This window comes from Lachnospiraceae bacterium KGMB03038, assembly GCA_007361935.1.
In the GTDB taxonomy this organism is placed as follows: domain Bacteria; phylum Bacillota; class Clostridia; order Lachnospirales; family Lachnospiraceae; genus Massilistercora.
In genome coordinates this window covers 953326-979127 of record CP041667.1, presented here as the reverse complement: position 1 = coordinate 979127, position 25802 = coordinate 953326, and the positions used below count along the sequence as shown (strand labels likewise).

At 49.3% G+C, this 25802-nt stretch carries 24 protein-coding genes; 5 read left to right on the top strand and 19 right to left on the bottom strand.

Going from position 1 to position 25802, the window contains the following annotated elements; all coding sequences use genetic code 11:
* Positions 1-92 precede the first annotated feature (92 nt).
* The 5 genes from FND36_04800 to FND36_04780 all read right to left on the bottom strand — a co-directional run bounded on the left by FND36_04800 (position 93) and on the right by FND36_04780 (position 4956).
* Entirely contained in the window at positions 93-425 is a 333-nt protein-coding gene (locus FND36_04800; GenBank protein ID QDW73421.1) for a hypothetical protein, read from the bottom strand.
* 113 nt (positions 426-538) lie between these two features.
* Entirely contained in the window at positions 539-2491 is a 1953-nt protein-coding gene (locus tag FND36_04795) for a fructose-1,6-bisphosphatase (GenBank protein ID QDW73420.1), read from the bottom strand.
* Between the two features lie 50 nt (positions 2492-2541).
* Positions 2542-3312 (bottom strand): 4-hydroxy-tetrahydrodipicolinate reductase, encoded by a 771-nt coding sequence (locus FND36_04790; GenBank protein QDW73419.1) that lies wholly within the window; start codon positions 3310-3312, stop codon positions 2542-2544.
* A 52-nt stretch (positions 3313-3364) separates the two neighbouring features.
* On the bottom strand, positions 3365-4255 hold the full coding sequence (locus FND36_04785; GenBank protein QDW73418.1) for a 4-hydroxy-tetrahydrodipicolinate synthase: 891 nt from the start codon (positions 4253-4255) through the stop codon (positions 3365-3367).
* Positions 4256-4326: 71 nt separating this feature from the next.
* Positions 4327-4956, bottom strand: a complete 630-nt coding sequence (locus tag FND36_04780) for a single-stranded DNA-binding protein (GenBank protein QDW73417.1) — start codon at positions 4954-4956, stop codon at positions 4327-4329.
* A 182-nt stretch (positions 4957-5138) separates the two neighbouring features.
* Here FND36_04780 and typA point away from each other — a divergent pair, with 182 nt between their 5' ends.
* The 3 genes from typA (at position 5139) to raiA (ending at position 8235) form a co-directional block, all read left to right on the top strand.
* The gene (gene typA / locus FND36_04775; protein ID QDW73416.1) at positions 5139-6965 is read left to right on the top strand and encodes a translational GTPase TypA; all 1827 of its coding nucleotides are present in this window, start codon (positions 5139-5141) and stop codon (positions 6963-6965) included.
* Positions 6966-6986: 21 nt separating this feature from the next.
* Complete coding sequence (locus FND36_04770; protein QDW73415.1) at positions 6987-7598, top strand: transporter; 612 nt, start codon at positions 6987-6989, stop codon at positions 7596-7598.
* Positions 7599-7698: 100 nt separating this feature from the next.
* Positions 7699-8235 (top strand): ribosome-associated translation inhibitor RaiA, encoded by a 537-nt coding sequence (gene raiA / locus FND36_04765; GenBank protein QDW73414.1) that lies wholly within the window; start codon positions 7699-7701, stop codon positions 8233-8235.
* 99 nt (positions 8236-8334) lie between these two features.
* On the opposite strand, the gene FND36_04760 is transcribed toward raiA, so the two are convergent.
* Positions 8335-8985 carry a YigZ family protein gene (locus FND36_04760; protein QDW73413.1) on the bottom strand — a complete coding sequence of 217 codons (651 nt, stop codon included), beginning with the start codon at positions 8983-8985 and terminating at the stop codon, positions 8335-8337.
* A 164-nt stretch (positions 8986-9149) separates the two neighbouring features.
* On the opposite strand from FND36_04760, the gene FND36_04755 reads away from it, so the two are divergent.
* On the top strand, positions 9150-11795 hold the full coding sequence (locus FND36_04755) for a PBP1A family penicillin-binding protein (protein QDW73412.1): 2646 nt from the start codon (positions 9150-9152) through the stop codon (positions 11793-11795).
* Positions 11796-11946: 151 nt separating this feature from the next.
* On the opposite strand, the gene purD is transcribed toward FND36_04755, so the two are convergent.
* From purD to pyrE, 8 genes are all read right to left on the bottom strand, one after another.
* A complete protein-coding gene (gene purD / locus FND36_04750) occupies positions 11947-13221 on the bottom strand; it encodes a phosphoribosylamine--glycine ligase (protein ID QDW73411.1) in 1275 nt (424 codons plus the stop codon).
* A 22-nt stretch (positions 13222-13243) separates the two neighbouring features.
* Positions 13244-13870 carry a phosphoribosylglycinamide formyltransferase gene (locus tag FND36_04745; protein ID QDW73410.1) on the bottom strand — a complete coding sequence of 209 codons (627 nt, stop codon included), beginning with the start codon at positions 13868-13870 and terminating at the stop codon, positions 13244-13246.
* Entirely contained in the window at positions 13864-14889 is a 1026-nt protein-coding gene (locus FND36_04740) for a phosphoribosylformylglycinamidine cyclo-ligase (GenBank protein ID QDW73409.1), read from the bottom strand. Before FND36_04740 ends, FND36_04745 begins: the two co-directional genes overlap by 7 nt.
* A 31-nt stretch (positions 14890-14920) precedes the next feature.
* Entirely contained in the window at positions 14921-15436 is a 516-nt protein-coding gene (purE, locus tag FND36_04735; protein ID QDW73408.1) for a 5-(carboxyamino)imidazole ribonucleotide mutase, read from the bottom strand.
* A 47-nt stretch (positions 15437-15483) separates the two neighbouring features.
* Positions 15484-17532 carry a leucyl aminopeptidase gene (locus tag FND36_04730; GenBank protein QDW73407.1) on the bottom strand — a complete coding sequence of 683 codons (2049 nt, stop codon included), beginning with the start codon at positions 17530-17532 and terminating at the stop codon, positions 15484-15486.
* Entirely contained in the window at positions 17533-17877 is a 345-nt protein-coding gene (locus tag FND36_04725) for a hypothetical protein (GenBank protein QDW75535.1), read from the bottom strand.
* Between the two features lie 13 nt (positions 17878-17890).
* Positions 17891-18379 (bottom strand): VanZ family protein, encoded by a 489-nt coding sequence (locus FND36_04720; protein QDW73406.1) that lies wholly within the window; start codon positions 18377-18379, stop codon positions 17891-17893.
* A 192-nt stretch (positions 18380-18571) separates the two neighbouring features.
* Positions 18572-19252 (bottom strand): orotate phosphoribosyltransferase, encoded by a 681-nt coding sequence (gene pyrE, locus FND36_04715; protein ID QDW73405.1) that lies wholly within the window; start codon positions 19250-19252, stop codon positions 18572-18574.
* 204 nt (positions 19253-19456) lie between these two features.
* Between pyrE and FND36_04710 the strand changes: the two genes are divergently transcribed.
* Positions 19457-20860, top strand: a complete 1404-nt coding sequence (locus FND36_04710; GenBank protein ID QDW73404.1) for an alanine:cation symporter family protein — start codon at positions 19457-19459, stop codon at positions 20858-20860.
* Here the strand turns inward: FND36_04710 and FND36_04705 are convergent.
* The 5 genes from FND36_04705 to pyrF form a co-directional block, all read right to left on the bottom strand.
* On the bottom strand, positions 20857-21546 hold the full coding sequence (locus FND36_04705) for a P-II family nitrogen regulator (protein QDW73403.1): 690 nt from the start codon (positions 21544-21546) through the stop codon (positions 20857-20859). The two genes, FND36_04710 and FND36_04705, sit on opposite strands and share 4 nt — an antisense overlap.
* A 10-nt stretch (positions 21547-21556) precedes the next feature.
* On the bottom strand, positions 21557-23089 hold the full coding sequence (locus tag FND36_04700; protein QDW73402.1) for a DUF1538 domain-containing protein: 1533 nt from the start codon (positions 23087-23089) through the stop codon (positions 21557-21559).
* A gap of 63 nt (positions 23090-23152) precedes the next feature.
* Positions 23153-24055, bottom strand: a complete 903-nt coding sequence (locus FND36_04695) for a dihydroorotate dehydrogenase (GenBank protein ID QDW73401.1) — start codon at positions 24053-24055, stop codon at positions 23153-23155.
* A complete protein-coding gene (locus FND36_04690; protein QDW73400.1) occupies positions 24052-24828 on the bottom strand; it encodes a dihydroorotate dehydrogenase electron transfer subunit in 777 nt (258 codons plus the stop codon). The genes FND36_04695 and FND36_04690 overlap by 4 nt, the downstream gene beginning before the upstream one ends.
* Positions 24829-24863: 35 nt before the next feature.
* Positions 24864-25793 (bottom strand): orotidine-5'-phosphate decarboxylase, encoded by a 930-nt coding sequence (pyrF, locus tag FND36_04685; protein QDW73399.1) that lies wholly within the window; start codon positions 25791-25793, stop codon positions 24864-24866.
* Positions 25794-25802 lie beyond the last annotated feature (9 nt).

Sequence of the window (25802 nt, the reverse complement as noted above, 5' to 3'; positions counted from 1 at the left end):
GTAAAATCAGCCTGTCGGAAAAGGTCCCGGACTCAAAAAGAAAGACCGCGGATTTTCCGCCGTCTTCCTTTTCGGTGTCTGTCTTTTTTCATCTACCGGGCATCCTCTGCGGCCTCCCGGTCATTGGCGTCCTTGGCATCCTTCTCCATGTCTTCCACATTGTCTTTCACGTCATTCCCAATATCTTCCGCGCCATCTTTAACATCATTTCCAATTTCATCCAGCACGCCATCATCCGCGGTTCCGTCTGTAGCGCCGTTCATATCGGCCTCCTCCCGATCTGCGCTGTTTTGGTCCCTATCCTCTGTGGTCTCTGTGTTTACCGCGCCGTTGTCTTTGGCGCTGCCGTCGCTTCCGCAGGCGGCAAGGTTCATCAGCACTCCCGCACAGAGAAACACGGCCAGTAGTTTTTTAAACTGTTTCATGGTCAAAATCTCCCTTTCATGTATATTCTTTGATTATCAGGTATTTCCTGGTGTTAGTAATATCTGCAAAATGGGAGATTCTATACTTTTTATTCGCTGGCTTTTTTTGCCTATTATATTTTCTCTGTCAACCGTCCGCTCCGATAAGCTTTTACAAGTTCTTCCAAATCTTTGATCTGAGCTTTTAGTTCTGTTCCGATATCCGTATCGCCCACCTTTTTGCGGCGCATGACTTTTTTGACCACTATGCTGTCTGAATGGATATCACTCTCTTTCTCTATCGCGTTTTCAGTTGATTCAAATGGCTCATGGGCCGCCAAGATCAGACCATAAGAATTATAGATCAGCGTATATCCCGCGATCCCGGTTTCCTTCTGATATGCTTTGGAAAATCCGCCGTCGATGACCAGTACTTTCCCATCACATTTCACCGGACTTTCCCCATCTTTCAGCCGTACCGGCACATGTCCGTTGATAATATGGGATTCTTCTCCTTCCAACCCGAATTCTTTTAAGATCCCATCTATTACCCGCGGATCTTCCAGATACCGGTAATAAGGATTCTTCTTCTCTATATGGGTCTCTTTGTCTTTCAGAAAATACCGCTCAAATGTAGCCATCTTGTCTTTGCCAAACAAAGGAGAATCCTGTCCCTGCCAGATATACCACATCATGTCCCGTCCCCGCTGCCGCTGGTCCGCAGCTTCCGCGTAAAAACCTTTCCGCACATATTCTTCCAAGATCCGGTACAGCCCCGCCCCTTTTCTTTTTTCCCCAAATATATTGGCCTCCTTCAGCTGGCCGTCTTCCATAAGGGGTACACATCCGTGATACAGAAGGTTCTTATTATATACTTTGTAGAGACTCCCTTTATTCAGCAGGAACCGCATATGATCCTGCAGTTTCCCGCAGTTGCGAAACGCCTGTTCCAACCGTTCCATGATCTCTTCTTCTTCATTGGAAAGCTGATAGGGGTCCTTGGGATCTATGGTAGGAAAGTTCTTGTCCAACAGTTCGTAGATTTTTCCATCCAGCTCTATCGTGCCATTCTGGTAATCGATCTTGTGCAGCAGATCCCGGTGTTCCAGATGGAACTGCGGATTCCTCCGGCTTGCCTGGCCTTCCGCTTTAAACTGGATGATGGAGATGGCTTTGTGCATCCGCATATCCATGGCCCGCTCTCCTTCTCCATGTGCCGGCGGGCTTTTCAGGGCGAAACAGGCGCATGGATCGTCTCTGTAAGTATCCATTGCAAACGCCGCAAGCGGGAGAAGATTGATCCCATATCCATCTTCCAAAATATCCAGGTTCCCATATCTGGCACAGATTCGTATTACATTGGCAATACAGGCTCTCTGCCCCGCCGCGGCTCCCATCCAGAGCACATCATGATTGCCCCACTGAATGTCCACGCTGTGATAGTCCATCAGCTTATCCATGATAATATGCGGTCCAGGTCCCCGGTCATAGATGTCGCCCAGAATGTGAAGATGATCTACCGTCAGCCGCTGGATCACCCTGCTGAACGCAGTAATACACTTTTCCGCTCTTCCCAGACGGATGATCGTGCTGATAATGGAACTGTAATAGGACTCCTTATCTGTAAGCTCCGGCTTCTCCGTGATCAGCTCCTCGATCACATAAGAGAATTCTTCCGGCAGGGCCTTGCGCACTTTTGAGCGGGTATACTTGCTGGCGGCGCTTTTACATACTTCGATCAAACGGTATAATGTGATCTTGTACCAATCCTCCAGGTTTTCTTCTGTTTTCCGAATCCGTTCCATCTTCTCTCTTGGATAATAAATAAGAGTAGCAAGGGCCTGTTTGTCCCTGCTACTCACAGTATTTCCAAAAACATCTTCAATCTTCCGCTTTACGGAACCGGAGCCATTCTTTAAAACATGAGAAAAAGCCTCATATTCCCCATGAATATCAGTCAAAAAATGCTCTGTTCCTTTAGGCAGGTTTAAGATCGCCTGCAGATTGATGATTTCTGTCGATGCCTTTGCGATGGTAGGATAAAGTTCGGAAAGTCTCTTTAGATAACGTTCTTCCAGATCTCTCATAAACTCCTCCCCATATGTAATTTTCACACACAGTGATTTCTTCGCTAAACTTATCGGCTTTGCTGCGCCTCGATCACATCAGCCATGTCATAATGTCCCGCCGGCTTCCCCGCCAGGAATTTGGCCGCCTCCACAGCGCCTCTTGCAAAGATCGCTCTGGAATAAGCTGTGTGCTTGAATTCGATCACTTCGTCTGTCCCCGCGTAGATCACTTCATGGTCCCCCACAATAGTGCCTCCGCGCACCGCGGAAATTCCGATTTCTTTCTCGTCCCGTTTCTGACGCTTATCGCTTCTGTCATATACATAATGATATTCTTGTCCCAGAGCGTCATTGACCGCATCCGCCAGCGCAAGCGCGGTTCCGCTTGGCGCGTCCAGCTTCTGGTTGTGATGGCGTTCCACGATCTCAATATCAAAGCCCGCGTTCGCCAGCACTTTAGAAGCATCCCTCAGTAATTTCAAAAGCAGGTTAATGCCCATGGACATATTAGCGGATCTGAGAACCGCCGTTTCCTTCGCCGTCTCGCCCACTTTTTCGATCTGCTCCTTTGAAAGCCCTGTCGTACACAGGACCAGCGCCATTTTGTGTTCCTTTGCGTAAGCCAGCAGATCGTCTGCCGCTGAAGCTGTGGAAAAATCAATGATCACATCCGCCTCAACGTCACATGCCCCAATGGTCTCAAATACCGGATAGGTATTGGGGGTGCCTGTATATGCGTCTACGCCTGCCACGATCTCCATCTCTGGTTCTTTTTCTATCATCTCTGTAATCACACGGCCCATTCTTCCGTTGCAGCCGTGCATGATCGCCCGTACCATTCTTTCTTTGTCCTCCCGTCTGAGCCGCCTTCGCGGCTGTTCCATGTCTGTTCTATGCCAGCTTGATACCAAAGTCCTTCATTGCCTGAACAAGCGACTTCTCATGCTCCGGCGTTAATTCTGTCAGCGGCATGCGAAGCGGTCCGCACTCGAATCCCATCAGGCTTACCGCCTTCTTGACCGGAATCGGATTCACCTCGCAGAAGAGCTGCTCGATCAGCGGGACAGCCTTCAGTTGAAGCGCGGCGCTTCCTGCCGCGTCTCCAGCGAAAAATTTCTCGCAGATATCATGAGTCTCTTTTGGCGCCACATTCGCCAGTACGGAGATCACACCTTTGCCGCCCAAAGACAAAAGCGGCACGATCTGGTCGTCATTTCCCGAGTAAAGGTCAATATTTCCGTCTGTCAGCGCCATGATCTTCGCGACCTGAGAAATATTTCCGGAAGCTTCCTTAACTCCTACAATATTGTCTACATTCTTCACCAGAGAAGCCACCGTCGCCGGCTCGATATTACATCCCGTCCGGCTGGCTACGCTATACATGATGATCGGAGCCTTGGCTTCTTTCGCCACCGCCGTATAATGCGCGATCAGCCCAGCCTGAGTCGCCTTGTTATAATAAGGTGTCACAAGAAGCAGTCCGTCCGCGCCGTAATCTGCCGCCTCCTTTGACATGTCAATGGCCGTTCTCGTACAGTTGGAACCAGTCCCCGCGATCACCGGCAGTCTGCCTTTTACCCGGTCAATGGCGAACTTTACACACTCCATATGTTCTTCTTCCGTCATGGTGGCTGATTCCCCAGTAGTACCGCAGATGATGATGCTGTCTGTTCCATTCTCACAGTGATAGTCTATCAGCCGGTCCAGCATATCATAATCAATGCTTCCGTCCTTTTGAAACGGTGTGACGATCGCCACGCCAGAACCCTTAAAAATAGCCATAATTACCCTCCTGACATTCTGATTTATAAAAATTCTATCATCAATCAAATATGATGTCAATGAGGGACCGTCTAATCTTCACAGCATTCCAATTTGCTCACAGAGACCTCGTAAGCCGTTCGTTTCTCCGTTTCCGTCTCGGATAATTTCTTCACATATTCCCGGCTCTGGATCCTGCCGATCAGCTGAACATGTTCTCCTACTTCAAAGGCAGAGGCAAATCTTGCGTTCCTGCCCCAGCAGATACAGGGAATATAATCCGACTTTCCATAAGGACGGTTTACCGCAAGAAGAAGATCCGCGATCTCTCTGCCAAGCGGTGTCTTTCGGTAGACCGGAAGCTTGCATATGTATCCGTCCAGCAGGATATTATTGGTCTTCGCTCCGTCCGGCTCCTCTTCAATAAACGCCGCCTCCCTGGCAAACACAGACAGCACAAGCCTGTTCTTCTGTTCCTCATGCCTGTTATAGGATCGGAACTGTCCTGTTACCATCAGGAATTCCCCGGTATAATCCTGGGATACGTCGATCAGCCGCTCCGATATCATGACCGGTATCAAATCCCTGGAATTACTCAGCCTTTTTACGCTTACGTCCACCATATAGAAGCCCTCTCCAAACACTTCATGGCTGAATGAAAAAGCCGATGCAACCTCTCCCATGATCGTCACCTGGTTGTTCTCAATGATCTTATCTGACATAATTTTACAATCTCCCTTCCTCTAAATCGTATTTCTCGGTCACTATTTAGTCTATGAACAGCCTTTCTGTTTTAGAACCTGATTTTCCTGGTACTTGTAAATTTTTAAAAATATGATACACTATTAGCGTTGTACGAAAATGATTGATATATTAATATAAGTAGAGAAAAGGAAGATCTGTTATGAAACAAAAACGTGAAGACATTAGAAATATCGCGATCATCGCCCACGTCGACCATGGCAAGACCACCCTGGTGGACGAGCTGCTCAAGCAAAGCGGCGTATTCCGCGAAAACCAGGAAGTAGCGGAAAGAGTCATGGATTCCAACGCCATTGAGCGGGAGCGGGGAATCACCATCCTCTCCAAGAATACCGCTGTTTTTTATAAAGGAACAAAGATCAATATTGTGGACACTCCGGGCCACGCTGATTTCGGCGGCGAGGTGGAGCGGGTGCTTAAAATGGTCGACGGCGTTATACTGGTGGTCGATGCGTTCGAAGGAGCTATGCCCCAGACCAAATTTGTACTGCGCAAGGCTTTGGATCTGTCTCTCCCGGTCATTGTCTGCATCAACAAGATCGATCGTCCGGAGGCCAGGCCGGAGGAAGTGATCGATGAAGTCCTGGAACTCTTTATCGATCTGGACGCGTCCGAAGAACAGCTGGACTGTCCGTTTGTCTATGCTTCCGCAAAGGCCGGCGTAGCTGTCCTGGATCTGACAGATGAGGAACGGGATATGAAACCGCTGTTTGAAACGATTCTTGACTATATCCCAGCTCCCCAGGGCGATCCGGACGCAGATACCCAGGTGCTGATCAGTACCATCGACTATAATGAATATGTGGGCCGCATCGGCATCGGAAAGGTAGAGAACGGCCGGATCCGAGTAGGCATGGATGCCGTTGTGGTCAACGAGCATGATCCCAGCCGCCAGGAAAAAGTACGCATTAGCAAACTCTATGAATTCGACGGTCTGAATAAGGTTGATGTCAAGGAGGCGACCATCGGCTCTATCGTAGCCATCTCCGGTATCTCCGATATTTCCATCGGTGATACTTTATGCTCTCCAGAAAATCCAAAAGCCATCCCTTTCCAGAAAATCTCAGATCCTACCATCGCCATGCAGTTTATCGTCAACGACAGTCCTTTCGCCGGGCAGGAAGGGAAATACGTTACATCCCGGCATCTGCGGGACCGCTTGTTCCGGGAATTGAACACCGATGTCAGTTTAAGGGTGGAAGAATCCGACAGCACAGACAGCTTCAAGGTTTCCGGTCGGGGAGAACTCCATCTTTCCGTCCTGATCGAGAATATGCGCCGGGAAGGATATGAGTTTGCCGTAAGCAAGGCAGAGGTCCTCTACCGGGAAGACGAGAACGGAAAACTTCTGGAGCCTATGGAGACCGCTTATATTGACGTGCCCGATGAGTTCACCGGGACGGTTATTGAAAAGCTGAGCCAGCGCAAAGGAGAACTGCGCAATATGAGCCCCATCGGCGGCGGCTACACCCGCCTGGAATTCTCTATTCCTTCCCGCGGACTCATCGGCTACCGGGGCGAATTCCTGACTGACACCAAAGGAAACGGGATCATGAATACCGCCTTCGATGGCTACGCTCCCTATAAAGGCGATATCCAATATCGAAAACAAGGCTCTCTCATCGCCTTTGAGACCGGCGAGTCTGTAACATATGGCCTATACAGCGCGCAGGAACGGGGGACATTGTTCATCGGTCCCGGAGAAAAAGTCTACTCCGGGATGGTCATTGGAGAGAACGCAAAGACGGATGATATTGAAGTAAATGTCTGCAAGACAAAACATCTGACCAATACCAGGTCTTCCAGCGCTGATGAAGCGCTCCGGCTGACTCCCCCTAAGATCTTAAGCCTGGAACAGGCTCTGGATTTTATCGACACAGACGAACTTCTGGAAGTCACTCCCAAAAGCCTCCGGCTCCGCAAGAAGATCCTGGATCCCCGGATGCGCAAGCGGGCGAACCGCTCTTAATAAACTCTGAAGGAGGAAATCATGAGACAATATGTATCCATCTTTTTAAAACGTCTGGCCACGATCCTGGAGTTTTTCATTGCCATTATGCTGGCGATCGGAATCCTTCTGCTCTCTCTGCGCATGGTGGGAGAGCTTGGAAACATTCCCAATCTGGATGTTTGGCCCAACTATGATGATCTGCTGGAAACATGCTTCAATCTGATCATCGGCGTAGAGCTGATCCGCATGATGTACTATCATTCTCCTACCACGGTATTTGACGTACTCTTGTTCGCCATTGCCCGGCAGATCATCGTGGATCATTCTTCCGCCTGGACCAGCCTGATCGGCGTGTGTGCCATCGCGGTTCTTTTTGCCACCCGGAAATTCCTGTTTTCCAATTTTGACGTCTCTGATGAGATCGTCTTCCGGTCTACCACGAAAGTAGGGGTCATCAACAAAATCCTTGGCATTTCAATCCCCCATGAAGATGGAGATACGCTGAAAGATGTGTTCCTGCGCAAATGCAAAGAGGAAGATATTGAGATCGGTGTCGGGACTTTGATCCGTTTCACGAACTTTGGATTGCGTGTCGCCAAAATGCATGATGGAAAAATTTCACGAATCGAAGTAATCCGAGCTATACATTAGACTCCAAACATGTTATACTACATATATCAGATAGATTCATGGTTTTGGCAGGAATTGTCAGACTATACTTTCTGAAAATATGTCAAAAGGAGTTGGTATCATGAAATTTATCATTATCGGCAAAAACATTGATGTTACGCCAGGTTTAAGGCAGGCCATCGAAAACAAATTAGGAAAACTGGAAAGGTATTTTACTCCTGATACGGAAATCCACGTTACATTAAGCGTACAGAGAGAACGTCAAAAAATAGAAGTCACAATCCCTGTCAAGGGCGGTCTTATCCGCTCAGAACAGCAAAGCAGCGACATGTATGTTTCCATTGATCTGGTAGAAGAGGTTATTGAGCGTCAGCTCAGGAAATATAAGAATAAACTGATTGCCAGACACCAGGAAGGCGGAAACTTTAAACAAGAATTCTTTGATGATCAAGACGTGGTAGAAGACGATGGTGAGATCCGCATCGTCCGCACAAAGAAATTCGGTATCAAACCAATGTTCCCGGAAGATGCCTGCGTACAAATGGAGCTTTTGGGACATGACTTCTTTGTATTCTGCAATGCGCAGACAGACGAGGTCAACGTGGTCTACCGGCGCAAAGACGGAAGTTTTGGTCTGATCGAACCAGAATTCGATTAACAAGTGTGACAGCGGATCTTCGCAGGAATGTCCCTCACCATAGCAGCGGGCCTGTGGGAAGCGGCGCGGCCCCTTTCCCACAGGCCCGCGATCTGTTTTCTACAATTCTGTTAGTTTTCCATTTCGTCTCGCGATCCCGCAGGGTCCTTGGATATCCATGATGATCCTTCCATTGGTCTCTTCTGTCAGTTCTTCCTGAAGCCTGGAGGCTTCCGCCTCTGGAACCAGTACTGTAAATTCTACGTTCTCCGTATATACCTCATCCTGGGCCGTCAGCTTCTTTTGTCCAAGCAGATATTGGATTTTGCCTAATTCTGTATAATCTACAGTTATCTTTAGTTTAATCCCCGGTATTCTGGTTATAATCTCAGAAGAAGCAAGCCCCTCCTGAACAGCCATAGAATACGCGCGGATCAGCCCTCCGGTCCCAAGGAGCGTACCTCCAAAATACCTTGTCACCACCACAGCCGCATTATGTATCCCCGCTCCGCAAAGGACATCCATCATAGGCCGCCCCGCTGTTCCGGACGGCTCTCCATCGTCACTGCAGCGCTGGATCTCCTGCCTGTCTCCGATCACATAGGCATAACAATTGTGAGTCGCATCCCAATATTTTTTGCGTGTGGACTCAATAAACTCCAGCGCTTCCTCTTCCGTCTCTACCGGGATGACTGTGGCGATAAATCTGGACTTTTTCTCTATGATCTGGGCTTGCCCGCCTTGATATATGATTTTATATTCTGACTGCATGCTGCTGCCGTTCCTTTCTAAAAGTTTTGCTTCTACATAGCCTTACCTTATTACTATAACGAATTTCTTAAGATTTTCCTACCAAAATGTGAAGTTTTCATTTTTTTCTTTATTTCAATACTGTTATTTGATATAATGACCAGGTATAAAGGAGGCAGACGCGCATGAATTATGGTAAGAAAAAAGCTTCTCAAAAGCAGAAGAAGATCACGTCCAAATCTACCATGCAGGGAAAACGAGTTGGCGTAAGGCTTTTTAAAGCCTTTTTACTTTGTCTGCTTGTTGTAGGAGTCGCCGGGGCCGTTGGCGGCGGCGTCTTTATCAAGCGAATCTTAGACGACACGCCGGAAGTCTCTCCGGACGATGTAAAACCATCTGGATATACTACTTTTGTCTATGCGGATGACGGGGAAACTGAAATCCAGCGTTTTGTCGCTTCTGGTTCCAATCGTGTCTACAAAACCTTGGACCAGATCCCGGAAGATCTGCAGCACGCTTTTGTCGCGATCGAGGACGAGCGTTTCTATGAACACAACGGTATCGATCTGCAGGGTATCGCCCGTGCCGCTGTGGTGGGAATCACCTCCGGGAATTTTTCTGAAGGCGCCAGTACTCTGACGCAGCAGCTGATCAAGAACAATGTCTTCCCCGAATTCACGGAAGAAAAAACCTTCTATGATAAATTACAGCGAAAGATCCAGGAACAGTATCTTGCTCTTCAGATCGAGAAGCAGATGAGTAAAGAAGAGATCATGGAGGCTTATCTGAACACCATCAATCTGGGACAGAATTCTCTGGGAGTCCAGTCCGCGGCCCAGCGCTATTTTGGGAAAGATGTATCGGAACTCACCCTCTCTGAATGCGCGGTCATCGCAGCGATCACTCAGAGCCCTTCCGGCTATAATCCGGTAACAAATCCGGAAGCAAACGCCGAGCGCCGCCAGAAAGTCTTAGACAATATGCTGGAACAGGGGTATATCGATCAGGCGGCTTATGACGAGGCAATGGCAGATGATGTCTACGCCCGCATCCAACAGGTAAACACCCAGGTAGAGGAACAGGAAACTTCTACGTCTTATTTTGTAGACGCTCTGGCGGATCAAGTCATGACCGATCTGCAAGAACAGCTGGGCTACAGTGAAGCGCAGGCTTACAATGCTCTCTACAGCGGAGGCCTGAGCATATATTCCACGCAGAACCTGGAAATGCAGCAGATCTGCGATGAAGAGATGAATGATGACGACAATTATCCGGGACTGAAAGAATACGGGCTGGATTATGCGCTGACTGTCACACGGGCGGATGGAACAGTAGAAAATTATAGTTCCGGCCATATCAAAAACTATGTCAAAGAGACTTATGGCGACGACCAGGGGCTGCTTTATTCCAGCGAAGATGAAGCACGGGCTATGGTAGAGGAATGGAAGTCCACGATCGCACAGGAAGGCGACACCTACGATGAGCGGATCACCATCACTCCCCAGCCTCAGGCCTCTGTCACCATTATGGATCAGGCTACCGGCCAGATAAAAGCAATGGTCGGAGGACGAGGCGAGAAAACGACCCAGGGTCTGAACCGCGCATACCAGGATGCGAAACGCCAGCCTGGTTCCTGTTTCAAAATCCTGGCGGCTTACGCTCCGGCTCTTGATGCCTGCGGCAAATCTCTGGCAACCATCGTCCGGGATGAGCCTTACTCTTACAAGAACGGAAGGCAGGTCCAGAATGCCAGCCGTTCCTACAAAGGCGACGTCACCTATCGTACCGCCATCGCAAACTCGATCAACGTCTGCGCGGTAAAAGTAAGCGACGAGATCACTCAGGAATTAGGGTTTGAATATTGCGAAGATTTTGGAATCAGCACCTTGGTCAAGGATAAAGAGATCAATGGGGAGATCTACAGCGACGTAAACCAGACCCTGGCTCTCGGCGGTGTTACAGAAGGTGTCTATAACTATCAAATGTGCGCCGCTTACGCAACAATCGCCAACGGAGGCGTTTACAATTCTCCTACTATGTATACCAAGATCGTTGACCACGACGGCAATGTGCTTCTGGAAAACAATCAGGAAACCCGTACAGTGTTAAAAGACAGCACCGCCGCTCTTTTGACCAGCGCGATGGAAACCGTAGTCACAAGCGGAACCGGAACTTCCTGCCAGCTGGATAATATGCCCGTGGCTGGCAAGACAGGTACCACCACTTCCAATAAAGACCTTTGGTTCTGCGGCTATACTCCATACTATACCTGCGCGGTATGGGGCGGTTACGATGACAACAAAGAATGTAATTACGATACCAGCTTCCGTTTCCGGCTGTGGAGAGGAATCATGAGCCGGATCCACGAGAATCTGGAATATAAAGATTTTGAAATGCCAAGTTCTGTCGAGAAGAAAACTGTTTGTACTCTCACCGGCAAACTTGCGGTAGCTGGCCAGTGCCCCAGCACGACCGAGTATTTTGCGGCCGACACCGCTCCTACGGAAAGCTGTCCAGGCCATGGAAATGTAGTAGGTGAAGACGGCGAGAACGTGGAAGAACCTGACAGCAGCAGCGATACCGGTAATACCGATAACAGCGGCGACACCGGTAATACTGGCAATACCGGCAACACCGGCAACACCGGCAACACCGGCGACACCGGTAATACCGGCAATACCGGCGACACCGGCAATACCGGCGGCGACAACACCGGCGGCGACACCGGCAATACCGGCGGCGACAACACCGGCGGCGGAGGCGGTGACAACACCGGCGGCGGAGGCGGTGACGGCGGCAATACCGATCCCGGTACTGGCGATACCGGCTAACGCCAGCTAATCTAGTCTAAAATAACCCCAGTCTGAACGGCAGGGACTATGCTCCTTCCTTCAGACTGGGGTTTTGTAAATCATCTCTATCGTAAATCATCTCTATCAAGGGCGCAAAAATGCACGGTGTCAGACACCGTGCATTTTTCTTCTACGCCTCGTCAATCGCTTTTCCAATATCGTGCCGCATATACTTATTTTCAAACTTTATCCATTCCGCGGCGGCATACGCGTTGGCGCGGGCTTCTTTCAGATCTTTTCCTTTGGCTGTGATTCCCAGCACTCTTCCTCCGCTTGTAACGATCCTGCCTGCTTCATCAAACTTTGTGCCCGCATGGAAGCAGTAATATCCTTCATGCTTTTTGAATTCTTCCAATCCTTCAATGGGGAACCCCTTCTCATATTTCACCGGATACCCGTCACTTGCCAGGACTACGCAGACAGCCGCGTTGTCCTCAAACTGCAGATCTACCTGGTCTAATGTGCCGTCAATACAAGCCTCTGCCACTTCAATGATATCATTCTTCATCCTGGGCAGTACAACCTGGGCCTCCGGATCGCCGAATCTCGCGTTATATTCCAGTACTTTTGGACCATCTTCCGTCAGCATAAGCCCAAAGAAGATCACCCCTTTAAAGGGACGTCCCTCTGCTCTCATAGCATCTACCGTAGCCTGGTAAATGTATTTCTCACAGAACTCTTCTACTTCTTTTGCGTAGAAAGGACTTGGCGAGAAGGTTCCCATTCCTCCGGTATTCAGTCCCGTATCTCCGTCTCCTGCCCGTTTATGATCCTGGGCGGAAGCCATGGTCTTGATGGTTTTCCCGTCTACAAAGGAAAGTACGGAAACTTCCCGGCCGGTCATAAACTCTTCGATCACCATCTCATCCCCGGCAGAGCCAAACTTCTTGTCCTGCATGATGGTTTTCACGCCCTCTTTCGCTTCCTCTAATGTATTGCAGATCAGTACGCCTTTGCCAAGAGCCAGGCCGTCTGCTTTCAAAACGATAGGGAATTTGGCCGTTTCCAGATAAGCAAGCGCTTTCTCTGGATCAGAAAATGTTTCGTAGGCCGCCGTAGGTATCTGGTATTTCTTCATAAGATCTTTGGAGAAAGCTTTAGACCCCTCTAAAATTGCCGCGTTTTTTCTAGGGCCAAAGGTGCGGATCCCCGCCTCTTCCAGCTCGTCCACCAGGCCGCCTACCAGCGGGTCGTCCATTCCTACGATCACCAGATCCACCGCCTTTTCTTTTGCAAATGCCGTAATCTTATCGAATTCCATAGGGCCGATCGGCGCGCATTCCGCATACTCCGCAATTCCCGCGTTTCCCGGAACACAGTAGATCTTATCTACTTTCTCGCTTTTTGCGACGCTGTACGCGATCGCGTGCTCTCTTCCGCCGCTGCCTACAATTAATACTTTCATCTGGGACCTCCTTCTTCTGTCCTTACTCTTTTATCCTTACTCTTCCATCTTCCACCAATATTCTTCCTTCCGCGATCAGTCGGATCGCTTGGGGAAGGATCTGCCATTCCGCCTCTTCCATCACTCGCCTCTGCAGGCTCTTCGGGGTATCCTCCTGATGGACTTCCACTGGCTTTTGCAGAATGATCGGCCCCGTATCTGTTCCTTCGTCCACAAAATGAACGGTAGCGCCTGTTACCTTCACTCCCCGCTCAAGAACCGCCTCATGCACTTTCAGTCCGTAATAACCGGTTCCGCAGAAAGAAGGGATCAAAGATGGATGGATGTTCACGATCCGGTTCCGGTATCTTTCGATCATCGCCGGGGGGATCACCACCAGAAACCCGGCCAGCACGATCAGATCCGGCTGGAGCGCATCCACTTCCGCCAGGAAACCTTCATTAAAAGCCGCCCGGTCGGCAAAACTCTTCGGTGATACGCACTTCCCCTGGATTCCATGCGCTTTTGCCCGCTCCAAAGCATAAGCTCCGGGATTATTGCTGATCACACCCACGATCTTTGTATCCGGGATTTCTCCAGACTCTATCTTATCAATGACTGCCTGCAGATTGGTTCCGCCTCCAGACACTAAGACCACAACTCTTAACATAATACTACTCCCTTTTCTCCGGTCTCGATACGGCCAACCACATATGGATCCTCACCTGCTCTGCGAATCGCGTCCATTGCGGCTTCCACGTCTTCCGGCCCAACCGCGATGATCATTCCAAGCCCCATATTGTAGGTATTATACATAGCATGCTCTTCAACGTTTCCTTTTTCCGCCAGCATTTTGAAAATCGGCGGGATTGGATAGCTTTCCTTTTCAATGACTGCGCGGACTCCATCCTTCAACATTCTGGGTACGTTTTCATAGAAACCGCCGCCTGTGATATGGCTGCATGCCTTTACGGCAACTCCTGCCTTTTTGACTGCTTTTAATGCTTTCACATAAATCTTGGTCGGCGCGAGCAAAACTTCTCCCAGAGTCCCTCCCAGTTCTTCATAATAGGTATCCAGGGACTCTTTTGTCATCTCAAACACCTTGCGTACCAGAGAAAATCCGTTGCTGTGTACGCCGGAAGAAGCCATTCCGATCAATACATCTCCCGCGTTCAGATTCTCTCCGGTGATCATATCCTTTCTGTCACAGACACCTACCGCAAACCCGGCCAGGTCATATTCATCCTCTGCCATCATTCCCGGATGCTCCGCGGTTTCGCCGCCGATCAGAGCCGCTTCTGACTGGAGACAGCCTTCCGCCACACCTTTTACAATTGCGGCGATCTTCTCTGGATAATTCTTTCCGCATGCGATATAATCCAGGAAAAACAGCGGTTCGCCTCCGGCGCAGGCAATATCATTGACACACATAGCCACCGCGTCGATGCCGATGGTATCATGCTTGTCCATGATCATTGCCAGTTTCACCTTTGTCCCGCAGCCGTCAGTTCCTGATAACAGGACCGGATCTTCCATTTCCTTGATCTTACTGAGAGAAAATGCTCCTGAGAATCCCCCCAGGCCCCCCAGGACTTCCGGGCGCATGGTTTTCTTTACATGCTCCTTCATCAGTTCTACTGATTTATAACCAGCCTCAATATCCACACCTGCTTTTTTATAATCCATAGCAATCTCCTTTTTGCTGTTTTTACATTCTTTAAACTTTTTGCGCCAGATAGGCTTCATAACCGATCTCTTCAAGCTTTGCCGCTTTTCCCTGCACGGTTTCTTTCATCTCTTTTGTGTAATCTTTCAATTTCTCAAGCAGATCCCCGTCGGAAGCAGCAAGAATTTTGGCTGCTAAAATGGCCGCGTTCATACCTCCGTCGATGGCCACGGTAGCTACCGGGATTCCAGGCGGCATCTGGACGATCGAAAACAGCGCGTCCTCTCCTGCCAGATTCTTTCCTGACATAGGTACTCCGATCACCGGCATTGGAAACAGCGCGGCGCACATCCCCGGAAGGTGAGCCGCCATTCCAGCTCCCGCGATGATCACTTTCATTCCTTTTCCTTCTGCTGCTTTCGCCCACTCAAAGAATACGTCTGGCTCCCGATGGGCGGAGATGATCGTCATCTCGTAATCAATTCCTAACTTGTCCAGCATTGCGGCCGCTTTACTCATCACCTTAAGGTCTGAGTCGCTGCCCATTACAATTCCTACTTTTGGCATACTCTTTCATCCTTTCTTTTCTCCTGTATTTTTATCCTGATAATACCTTATTTATCCGCATCTTTCAATGGCTCATTCAGAATCTCTGTACCCGGGAGAACGAATCTTCCATTCTCCAGCAGACTGATCTCCTGGCCCTGAGCGGTCACCACCGCGATCTTCCCCAATTCCTCGTAAGGGATCGTAATATCCGTGTGGCAATGGAAGTAAGCCTTTGATACATCTTCCTTCCTCTTGATCGATATGGAATTATCTCTGGCAACAATCTCTTTCCCGTTGGGGTTGTACACTTTAATGTCCTCACTCCAACTATAGCAGGTATCCCCCACAGCAAAATGAGGCCCCATTTTCTCAGCGATCAAAATCGGCAGTTTTTCTTCAATCCCGTATTTCCTAGCCGCCACATAGGCCGTTGTATTCGTTCCAATGGCAAACTCTCCAAGGGGAAGTGTGGGATGATTATGCAGGATATTCTCCCGGATATATTCCTTATTTTCCAACTCCCGCTCAAAATTGGCGCAGTGATAGTCCTCGATCATACCATTGGAAAACCGGATTTCCAAATCCCGATACTGCAGTTCGTTGAGATAGACTTTCGTCACATGGAGCACCCCGTTAGTCCCTTCCAGGACTGGTGAGGTGAACACCTCCCCGACGGGGATATTCACGTCTGCCGCACAATTCTCAAAAATCGTTTCCTTTCCTGGATCTTCCAGGCTGTGGAGGCAGATCTTCAAATCTGTCCGGTTCTCTCCGGCTCCCAGAACATGGACGCAAGCTCCCTGGTCCAACGCATCGATCAGCGTCTGCTGTACCGATTCATAAAGGGCCGCATCCAGCGTATTGATTCTTATGATCTCATCAAAAATCTCTTCATATCGTTTCCCCACTTCCGGCACCGGATATGCCACGATGGTAAAACTCCGCTCATCCCCCGGAATATAGGTGTTCGCGATCTGGCTCTGACGGCTGTCTAAAGACCGCGCGGTCTCTTCCTGGCGCCGGGTGAGCTTCAAAGCTTCTTCCTTATGCTCCGGCGAGAACGGAGCTTCCCCAAATGTTTCCATACAGGCCGGGCCGGCAAACTCTCCCGCTTCTTTTTTATAATTCTCATAGGTGCTCTGTATCACTTCCAGCTTCCGCTCCGCGAACTGCTTATCCAGAAACAGGGCCTGGTCATCCTTGTGGTCATAGTCGTACTGCTTATTCGCGATACCTCCGTAATATCCGATCTTCAGATGCTGGCGCTTTGTCAGGGCGCTGACCGCGGACCGGTAGATGATCGGTTTGAGGCCCATGGCCTCAAAATTCTCGATCACTTTGCGGATGACCCGTTCAAATCCCAGGACATAACGGATATTGACAGATGCCTTTTTCGAGAGGTCCTTTCCCGTGTTTACGAAGCCTCTTCTATATCCTTCTGTACAAGTATCCGCCATCTTTTGGATCACGCTTTCATCCAGGTTGCCCAGATGTTCCGCCGTCTTTCGCTCATTTTCGCTGATGTACTCTCCAAATTGATAGAGATATCTCGGCGAGGTCAGATCGCTTTCCAAGATCAGTTTCACCGCCAAAGATTCCTCCGGGCATACCTGTTCTTTGATCCTGTCCGCCACAAACACGTCGCAATAATCGCTGGCATACCAATAGATCGTATCCTTAATATTGCGGATCTCCGGCAGTCCCGTCTCTTCAAACTGGTTATACACCTCGATCAAAAGTTCCATGAGAATATCCAGATACTCTGCTCTGTCCTCAAAAGCATAAACCACCGCTCCACGCATTTCTCCATAGAGAAAACACAAGATCTTCCCGTAATCCTCTCCCAGGCGTTTTGCGGCGAATGTGGGATTTCCATAACTCATCTCATAGTTCTCCGGCAGGATATCCTGATATAACCGCTTGTTCCAGTATTCCAATTCCGCCAGGGAAGCCGCCTGGTAGCTTCCTGATTCCAGACTCTCTTTCAGTTCATCGATCATAATAAAGAACTCCGCCATTTTGCGGAAATAATCTCTGAACCTTTCGTTTACACTGGTTTCTTTCTTCATTTCCCTGATGCGCCCAATGGCCAGCCGGTATCTCTCTTCCGTCATCTAAAAAAGCCCCCTGACAAATATTCCGCACATACCCAGGATCAAGGCCGCGCAGATCCCGATTCCAACTCTGCATGTTGTATAATTTTTATCTCTTTCTTTCAGTCCGCGGATACCTGAAACGAGCCCGGCAATCCCAAGCGCCAGGACCGCGATTCCGGCAAATCCGATCAGCTCGCTTAATTCTCCTTTCCTGAGGAAGGAGATTACTAAGAGAAGGACCAGCAGAAAAACTGCGGTTCCAGCAAAAAAACAAGACTTGACTCCTTTCCTGGAATGTCTTTCCGGAGCCTGTCCGTATTTGGTCCGCACCATTTTTCTCCTGCGCTTCTCTCTGGAGTCCATCCTGCCTCTCTTCTTATCGTTTCCTATAATTCCTGTTTTTCTTTTTATGATCATATCTTCTCCTTATAAACGCGCAGACCGTAAATATAATATATCCCGCCACCCCTCCGACGGTATTCAAAAGCAGATCGTCTACGTCAAAACTTCCAACTTTAGAAAAAAGCTGGAATGTTTCCACACACAGACTCAAACCAAAACTGTAAAACAGCGTGGAAAAAAAGCTTCTGTATTTGCTCGCCATAGGCATGAAAAACCCGAACGGCACAAAAATCAGCACGTTCCCGAATAAATTCGTAAACACAGCAAACATCCCAAGCTGTTCCCGGTATTCCCAGAACCGTTTGATCTCTTTGAAAAGCACCAGATTATAGTGATACTCTTCCATCACGCCTGTGCGTCCGTACCACTCTGAGAAAATCAGAAAATAAATGATAAAAAGGATATACAGAATAAACAAAACTTTTCCAAGTCCGCGGATTCTTTTCCTTTTTTTTGAATTCAAAAGTCAGCACCCTTTCGGCTTAAAATGTCAATCCTTTTCTGTCTTTCAGCAGACGTGTGCCAAATATGATGGTGATCACTCCTGCCGCGATCCCTATTACAGTTACTACAACTCCCACCGCTATTCCCACGGCTCCGGCAATCCCCATAGATTTATACGCTTTTTCACTCATAACCGCTCCTCCTTTGGTCCTTATTTCGCCCCATACTGTTCATAATATGCGTCGATCGCGGATTTTAATGTATCATCAATAACGATTTTCCCCTGACATTCCCGGTTGTATAAATATTCAACCACTTCTTCCATGGTGACGATCGCCGCCGTCTCAAATCCATAGAGCTCCTTGATCTCATCCAGAGCGCATTTTTCTCCGCCCTTTCCTACTTCCATGCGGTTCAAAGAAACCATCAGGCCTTTGACTGTCACATCCGCGGCGCCTCTTACCTTGGGTACCGTTTCTTCCATGGACTTCCCGGATGTGGTCACATCTTCGATCATGATGACGCGATCCCCATCTTTCAGCTTGCTGCCAAGGAAGCTTCCTTTATCCGCCCCATGGTCTTTCTCTTCTTTTCTGTCAGAACAATAACGCACTTCTCTTCCGTACAGCTCACTGTAAGCGATAGCCGTCACTACAGCTAATGGGATCCCCTTGTAGGCCGGCCCGAACAATACGTCAAAATCATCTCCATAGGTCTCGTGGATGGCCTTTGCGTAGTATTCTCCCAGCCGCTTTAACTGTGAACCGGTCACATAGGCTCCCGCATTCATAAAAAAGGGAGATTTCCTTCCACTTTTCAGTGTGAACTCTCCGAATTTCAGCACATCGCTTTCTACCATAAATTCAATAAATTCCTGCTTGTACGCTTCCATATTGATAAAACCTCCATATTTATGGGCTTTCTTTTTTCTTTCAATTCTAACATACCTGGTAGAGATTTTCAATTCAGGGTTGGAAAATGAGAAAAATGGGGAAGAAAAACCTCTCTTTACCCATGGCAATTATAGACAAATTCTTACAAATACTATATAATAGTTAAGCATTTATGTCATTTTTAGGAAAGAGAGGAATCTATTGTGTTTGCAGAAATCATCAGCACGATCAGCGATCTTCTGTACAGCTATATCCTGATCGTCCTTCTTTTGGGTGTCGGAATCTATTTTTCCATCCGAACCCGCTTTGTACAATTTCGCATGTTTAAAGAATCCCTGCGTGTCGTTGCCCAGCCTGGGGATGATGAAAACGGACTTTCGTCCTTTCAGGCCCTCATGGTATCTACCGCTTCCAGAGTAGGTACTGGAAATATCGCGGGTATTTCTACCGCCATCTGTCTGGGAGGCCCTGGAGCCGTCTTCTGGATGTGGCTGACGGCTCTTTTGGGAAGCGCTTCCGCCTTCATCGAGAGTACCCTTGCCCAGATTTATAAACATCGGGCGGAAGATGGCAGTTCCTACGGAGGCCCCGCCTATTATATCCAGGCAGCCCTCAAAAAGCGCTGGATCGGCGTATTATTCGCCGTTACTCTTATTTTTACTTATATGGGCGGCTTTAATCTTGTGGCTTCCTTTAATATCGCGGATTCTTTCCGCGCCTATGGTTTCTATGATCCCAAGATGACCCCGATCGTTATCGGCGTGATCCTAGCCCTGATCTTTGCCGCCTCTATTTTCGGAGGCAGCAAGCAGATCTCCAAGATCACCGGCGTACTGGTTCCGCTCATGGGGATCTTTTACCTGGCGGTATCACTGTTTATTGTAGTCACACATTTTCAATTGATCCCTCAGATGTTCACGGACATCTTCACCAACGCTTTCGATTTCCGGGCCATCTTCGGCGGGTTTGCCGGTTCCTGCATCATGCAGGGAATCAAGCGGGGACTGTTCTCCAACGAGGCCGGCGTGGGATCCGCTCCGAACGCGGCCGCCAGCGCGGCGGTTTCACATCCGGTAAAACAGGGACTGGTACAGATGCTCTCTGTTTTTATCGACACCATACTGATTTGTTCCGCCACTTCATTCATGCTCCTGTGTTCCGGAGTAGCGCCGGATATCGACCTTGCGGGAATGCCTTGGGTACAGGCCGCGGCTTCCAATTCCCTGGGCGGATTTGGAACAATCTTTATCACCATCGCTCTCTGCCTGTTCGCCTTCACAACTCTGATCGGCAACTTTTACTATGCGGAGATGGGCTTAAAGTTCCTGTGCGGCAGAAACCCCGGAAAGCTTCTGCTCAATATCTTCCGCATCATCGCCGCTGCGATCGTTCTTGCCGGCGCGATGATGGAGTTTGGACTGGTATGGAATATGGCCGACGTCCTTATGGGACTGATGGCTCTTATCAACCTTCCTGTCATTGTGATCTTGGGCGCCCCGGCGATCCGGGCAATGCGCGATTATACAAAACAGAAAAAGGAAGGGAAAGATCCCGTATTCAAGGCGGCTGATATCCAGCTTAAGGATAAGACTGACTTCTGGAATTAATCTTCTTCCATCTCATCCAGCATACGCAGGCCGGCAGTTTCCGTTATCGGCAGGGAAAACACAACCGTTCCCGCCTTGGTATCGGCGCCGGCCTTTTCCATGATGGCTTTCATGATCGCCTTTTTCCGGCTGGTCTTAACGGCGATAAATACCATCTCTTTTTCTTCCGCCAGACTGATGCCCAAGAATTTCTCAGCGTGTTCCGCTCCAGTTCCTTTGGCATGGATCACCGTTCCGCCGGGAGCGCGGGCGCTTCTGGCGGCATCCATGATCGTCTCCGTGTATCCTGAATTCGCGATCGCGATCAGCAATTCATACTCTGTGTTCTGCAAAACGCTTTCCTCCTCAATCTCGATTTTCTGTCCAGCTGTCAGATACTGCAAGACTTTCTTTCCCCCAACACTGCTTAACGGGATCAAAAAAGCGATTCCTCTTCCCGGTATATCAATCCTCATACGAGTATAGAGCCCTTTCTTCAGTCCCTGCCAGGTATCCCGCGTGATCACTGCCAGATAGATCGCCTTCTCTGTATCTTCCATCCCAAGGAAATCCAAAAGAGAACTGGCAGCCGTTCCTCTTCCCAGAGTCGTGAAGGTCACTTCTATATGATATTCTTTAAAAAACTGGAGAAACCGTTCTCTCATTCCCCGGTTGGTGATCAACCCCAATACATATATTTGATTCATGGCCTTCCTCCTATAACTCTATGATATCGTCGTCTGCCCAGGCATCCAGATAGGATACTGCCGCGGCCTCTGCCGCTTCTGCATGAGCAAACCGGTATTTGTAGATCACTCCCATGACCTGGATGGTGATCAGCGGCGTCATCGCCACCATTGCCACAACTCCAAACGCATCCTGCACAATATTTCCTCCTGCCGCCTGGCACGCTCCCATAGCAAAAGGCAAAAGGAACGTGGCCGTCATAGGACCTGAGGCAACACCGCCGGAGTCAAACGCGATTGCTGTAAAAATCTTCGGGACAAAAAAGGAAAGACATAAGGCAATGACGTAGCCTGGCAGGATAAACCAGAAAATAGAGATCCCTGTCAGCACACGGATCATGGCCAGGCCAATAGAGGCAGAAACTCCAAGCGACAGGCTCAGCGCCATTGCTTGTCCAGGGATCGCCCCGGAAGTGATTTCTTCCACCTGCTCTTTTAACACGTAAACCGCCGGCTCCGCTTTTACAATAAAGAATCCAATGATCATTCCGATAGGGATCAAGATCCAGCGGTAGGAAAGTCCCGCGATCGTCTCGCCAAGATAATTTCCGGCAGGCATGAATCCTACATTTACTCCCGTCAGGAAAAGCACCAGTCCGATATAGGTGTAGACCATTCCGATTATGATCTTTAGGAGCGGCTTCTTCTTTATTTTCAAAGAGATCACCTGGAAAACAGCGAAAAATATCACGATCGGCAGAAGAGAGACCGCGATCTCCATGATATATTTCGGCAGTCCTTCCGCAAAACATCTCCAAAGTTCAACAGAATCTTGGATCACCGGAAGTTCAGACGGCGTATATGCTGTATCCTCCGGCCGGTACAAAAATCCCAGGATCAAAACCGCCATAATCGGTCCAATAGAGCAGAGAGCTACCAGTCCGAAACTATCGTCCTCTGCGTGTTTATCACTTCGAACCGCGGCAAAACCAACGCCCAGGGCCATGATAAAGGGTACCGTCATTGGCCCGGTGGTCACACCTCCGGAATCAAACGCAACCGCAAGGAAATCATCTGGCACGAAAAAAGCCAGCCCGAATACCAACAGATAGAATAAGATCAATAGTGAGCGCAATGTTCTGGAAAATAACATTCGCAGCATCGCTATCATCAGAAATAATCCTACGCCTGCAGCCACCGCCAAGATCAATGTAAGATTGGGGACCGACGGTACCTGTTCTGCCAGAACCTGCAGATCCGGCTCAGATATGGTAATAATGAACCCCAGGATGAAACACAGCAGCAAAACAACGCCCAGTTTCCTGGAATGAGCGATCCTTGTTCCGATCTTCTCGCCAATAGGCGTCATCGCCAGTTCCGCTCCCAGGGTAAAAAACATCATTCCGATCACCAAGAGTACCGCCCCAAAAAGGAATAAAAGCAGGATGCTCGGCGGGATCGGCGCGATCGTAAAACTTAATAATAATACGATTCCAATGGTAGGAAGCACCGCGATCAGGGCTTCCTTTAACTTTTCTTTAAACTTGTTTCTGTAAAAATCGATAAACAGAAGAATTCTCCCTTCTTTTTAGCCGTTTCTTTGTGTACATGTTCCACATCCAGCCATTTATCTTACACCTCCGATCAATTCCTGGATATCGTCAATTTTTGCGTGTTCCATATATGTTTTTATGCCATCCGCGATTTCCTCCGCTATGCGGGGATTCCTGAAATTCGCGGTCCCGACGGCTACGGCTGTGGCCCCTGCCAGGATAAACTCCAGCGCATCTTCTGTGCTGGCAATGCCCCCCATTCCGATCACAGGGATCTTTACCGCGCGGGCAGCCTGATAAACCATACGAACGGCCACGGGCTTGATCGCCGGGCCGGACAATCCTCCCGTCCGGTTTGCCAGAGCAAATGTCCTTCGGTTTACATCGATCTTCATTCCTGTCAGCGTATTGATCAGAGAGACCGCGTCTGCCCCTCCCGCTTCCGCCGCTTTGGCGATCTCTGTAATATCTGTTACATTTGGGGTCAGCTTCATGATCACCGGATGTGCGGCGATCCGTTTGATCTGCGCCGTCAGTTTCTCAACATGGGAAGCATCCTGTCCAAAGGCCAGAAATCCCGCGTTTACATTCGGGCAGGAAATATTGATCTCCATCAGATCGATCTTCTCCTCCGATAAGCGTTCTGCAACTTCCAGATACTCCTCCGGCGCATGGCCACAGACATTCACAATGATCTTCGTATCAAACTTCTGCAGAAATGGCAGATCTCTTTTACAAAACACATCTACTCCCGGATTCTGCAGTCCGATGGCATTGAGCATCCCGCTGCTGGTCTCGGCGATCCTGGGCGTTGGATTCCCCTCCCAGGGCACATTGGCGACTCCTTTGGTCACCACCGCTCCCAGCTTGTTCAAGTCTACAAACTCGCTGTATTCCTCGCCTGACCCAAAAGTCCCGGAGGCCGTCATAACCGGGTTTTTCAGCTCCACACCCGCAATCTTTACCTTTGTATTCATGATAACTCCACCTCCGTTGACAGGAATACCGGACCGTCTTTGCAGACCCGCTTATTGCGGACATTGCTGTGGCCGTCCACTTCCGTGGACTGGCAGACACATCCCAGACAGGCGCCGATCCCACAGGCCATCCGCTCTTCCAAGGAAAGATAGCATAATATATTTTTTTCCGCGGCATACTCTTTCAAAGCACGCAGCATTGGCGTAGGCCCGCAGGCGCAGATCACGTCCGCGTCCAGGCCGCCTTCCCGGATGGCATCCAGCACATTTCCTCTTGTTCCCGCGCTGCCGTCTTCCGTAGCTATATACACCTCTCCGCAGGCCTTTAATTCCTCGGCCAGATACTGCTCATCTCGGTAGCCTAAGATAATTTTCTTGTCTGCGGAAATCTCCTTCGCCAATTCCAGCATTGGCGGAATCCCAATGCCTCCGCCTACCAGGAATACCGTTCCCTTGAAATCTGTAGGGAATCCATTTCCCAACGGTCCCATTACCTCAAGAATATCTCCCGCTTTCATTCTTGAGAACTGCTCGGTTCCAGTACCCGGACCTGTTACCCGGTATACCAGGCGGATCCGGTTTCTTTCCCGGTCGATCTCACAGATACTGATGGGACGCGGCAGTAATTTGGTCCCGTCTCCGGTATAAACGGACAGAAACTGGCCCGGTCCCGCTTCTCTTGCAATATTTCCCGTCTGGATCCACAGGCTCCAGATATCTGTCCCGATCTGCTCCTGGGAACAGACCAGGGCATGTTCTTTATATTTACTCATAACCGCTTTTCCTCGCTTTTGCTTCTCTTCTATTCCTATCTTTGGCCTTCCAGAGCTTCCTGGATATCTTTCCTCATATCCAATACCGCTTCTCTGGCCGCCTCTCCATAATGTTCCGCTCCAAAGGAAGCATATTTCTCCTGCTGCCAGGCTGCGATGATGCCTCTGGAAGAATTGATGATGGCTCCCAGTCCATCCTCATTGAAGAAATGTACCAGGTCTTTTCCCTTTCCGCCCTGGGCGCCGTATCCCGGCACCAGAATATAGGCTTTGGGCATGAGTTTGCGCAGCACTTTCCCCATCTCCGGATAGGTAGCGCCCACTACAGCGCCTACATAGCTGTAATCCTTCCCCATCAGGTCTTCTCCCCAGGCTGCCACCTTCTCTCCTACCAGCTCATAGAGCGGTCTTCCGTCAATCTTCTGGTCCTGGAATTCTCCGCTGGATGGATTGGACGTTTTGACAAGGACAAAAATCCCTTTCTTCTCTTCTCTGCATACATCCAGGAATGGATTGACCCCGTCTGAGCCAAGATAGGGATTGACTGTCACAAAATCTTCCCCAAAGGGCACATAGGTCTTGCTTCCCACATTGACACGTCCTAAGTGCCCCGCGGCATAAGCCGCCGATGTAGAGCCGATATCCCCTCTCTTAATGTCTCCGATCACTGCCAGCCCTTTCTCCCGGCAGTAGTCCACCGTCTTCTTAAAGGCCGCAAGCCCTGGGATCCCAAATTGTTCATACATGGCGATCTGCGGCTTCACCGCCGGGATCAGATCCCAGGTCTTGTCCACGATCTCTTTATTAAACTGCCAGACTGCTTCAGCCGCTCCTTCTAATGTCTCTCCATATTCAGCGAACGCTTTTTTCTGCACCCGCTCCGGCACATATTTCAGCATCGGGTCTAATCCCACCACGATCGGCGCATTTGTCTTTTTTATATTTTCCACTAATCGATTGATCAATTCTTTTTC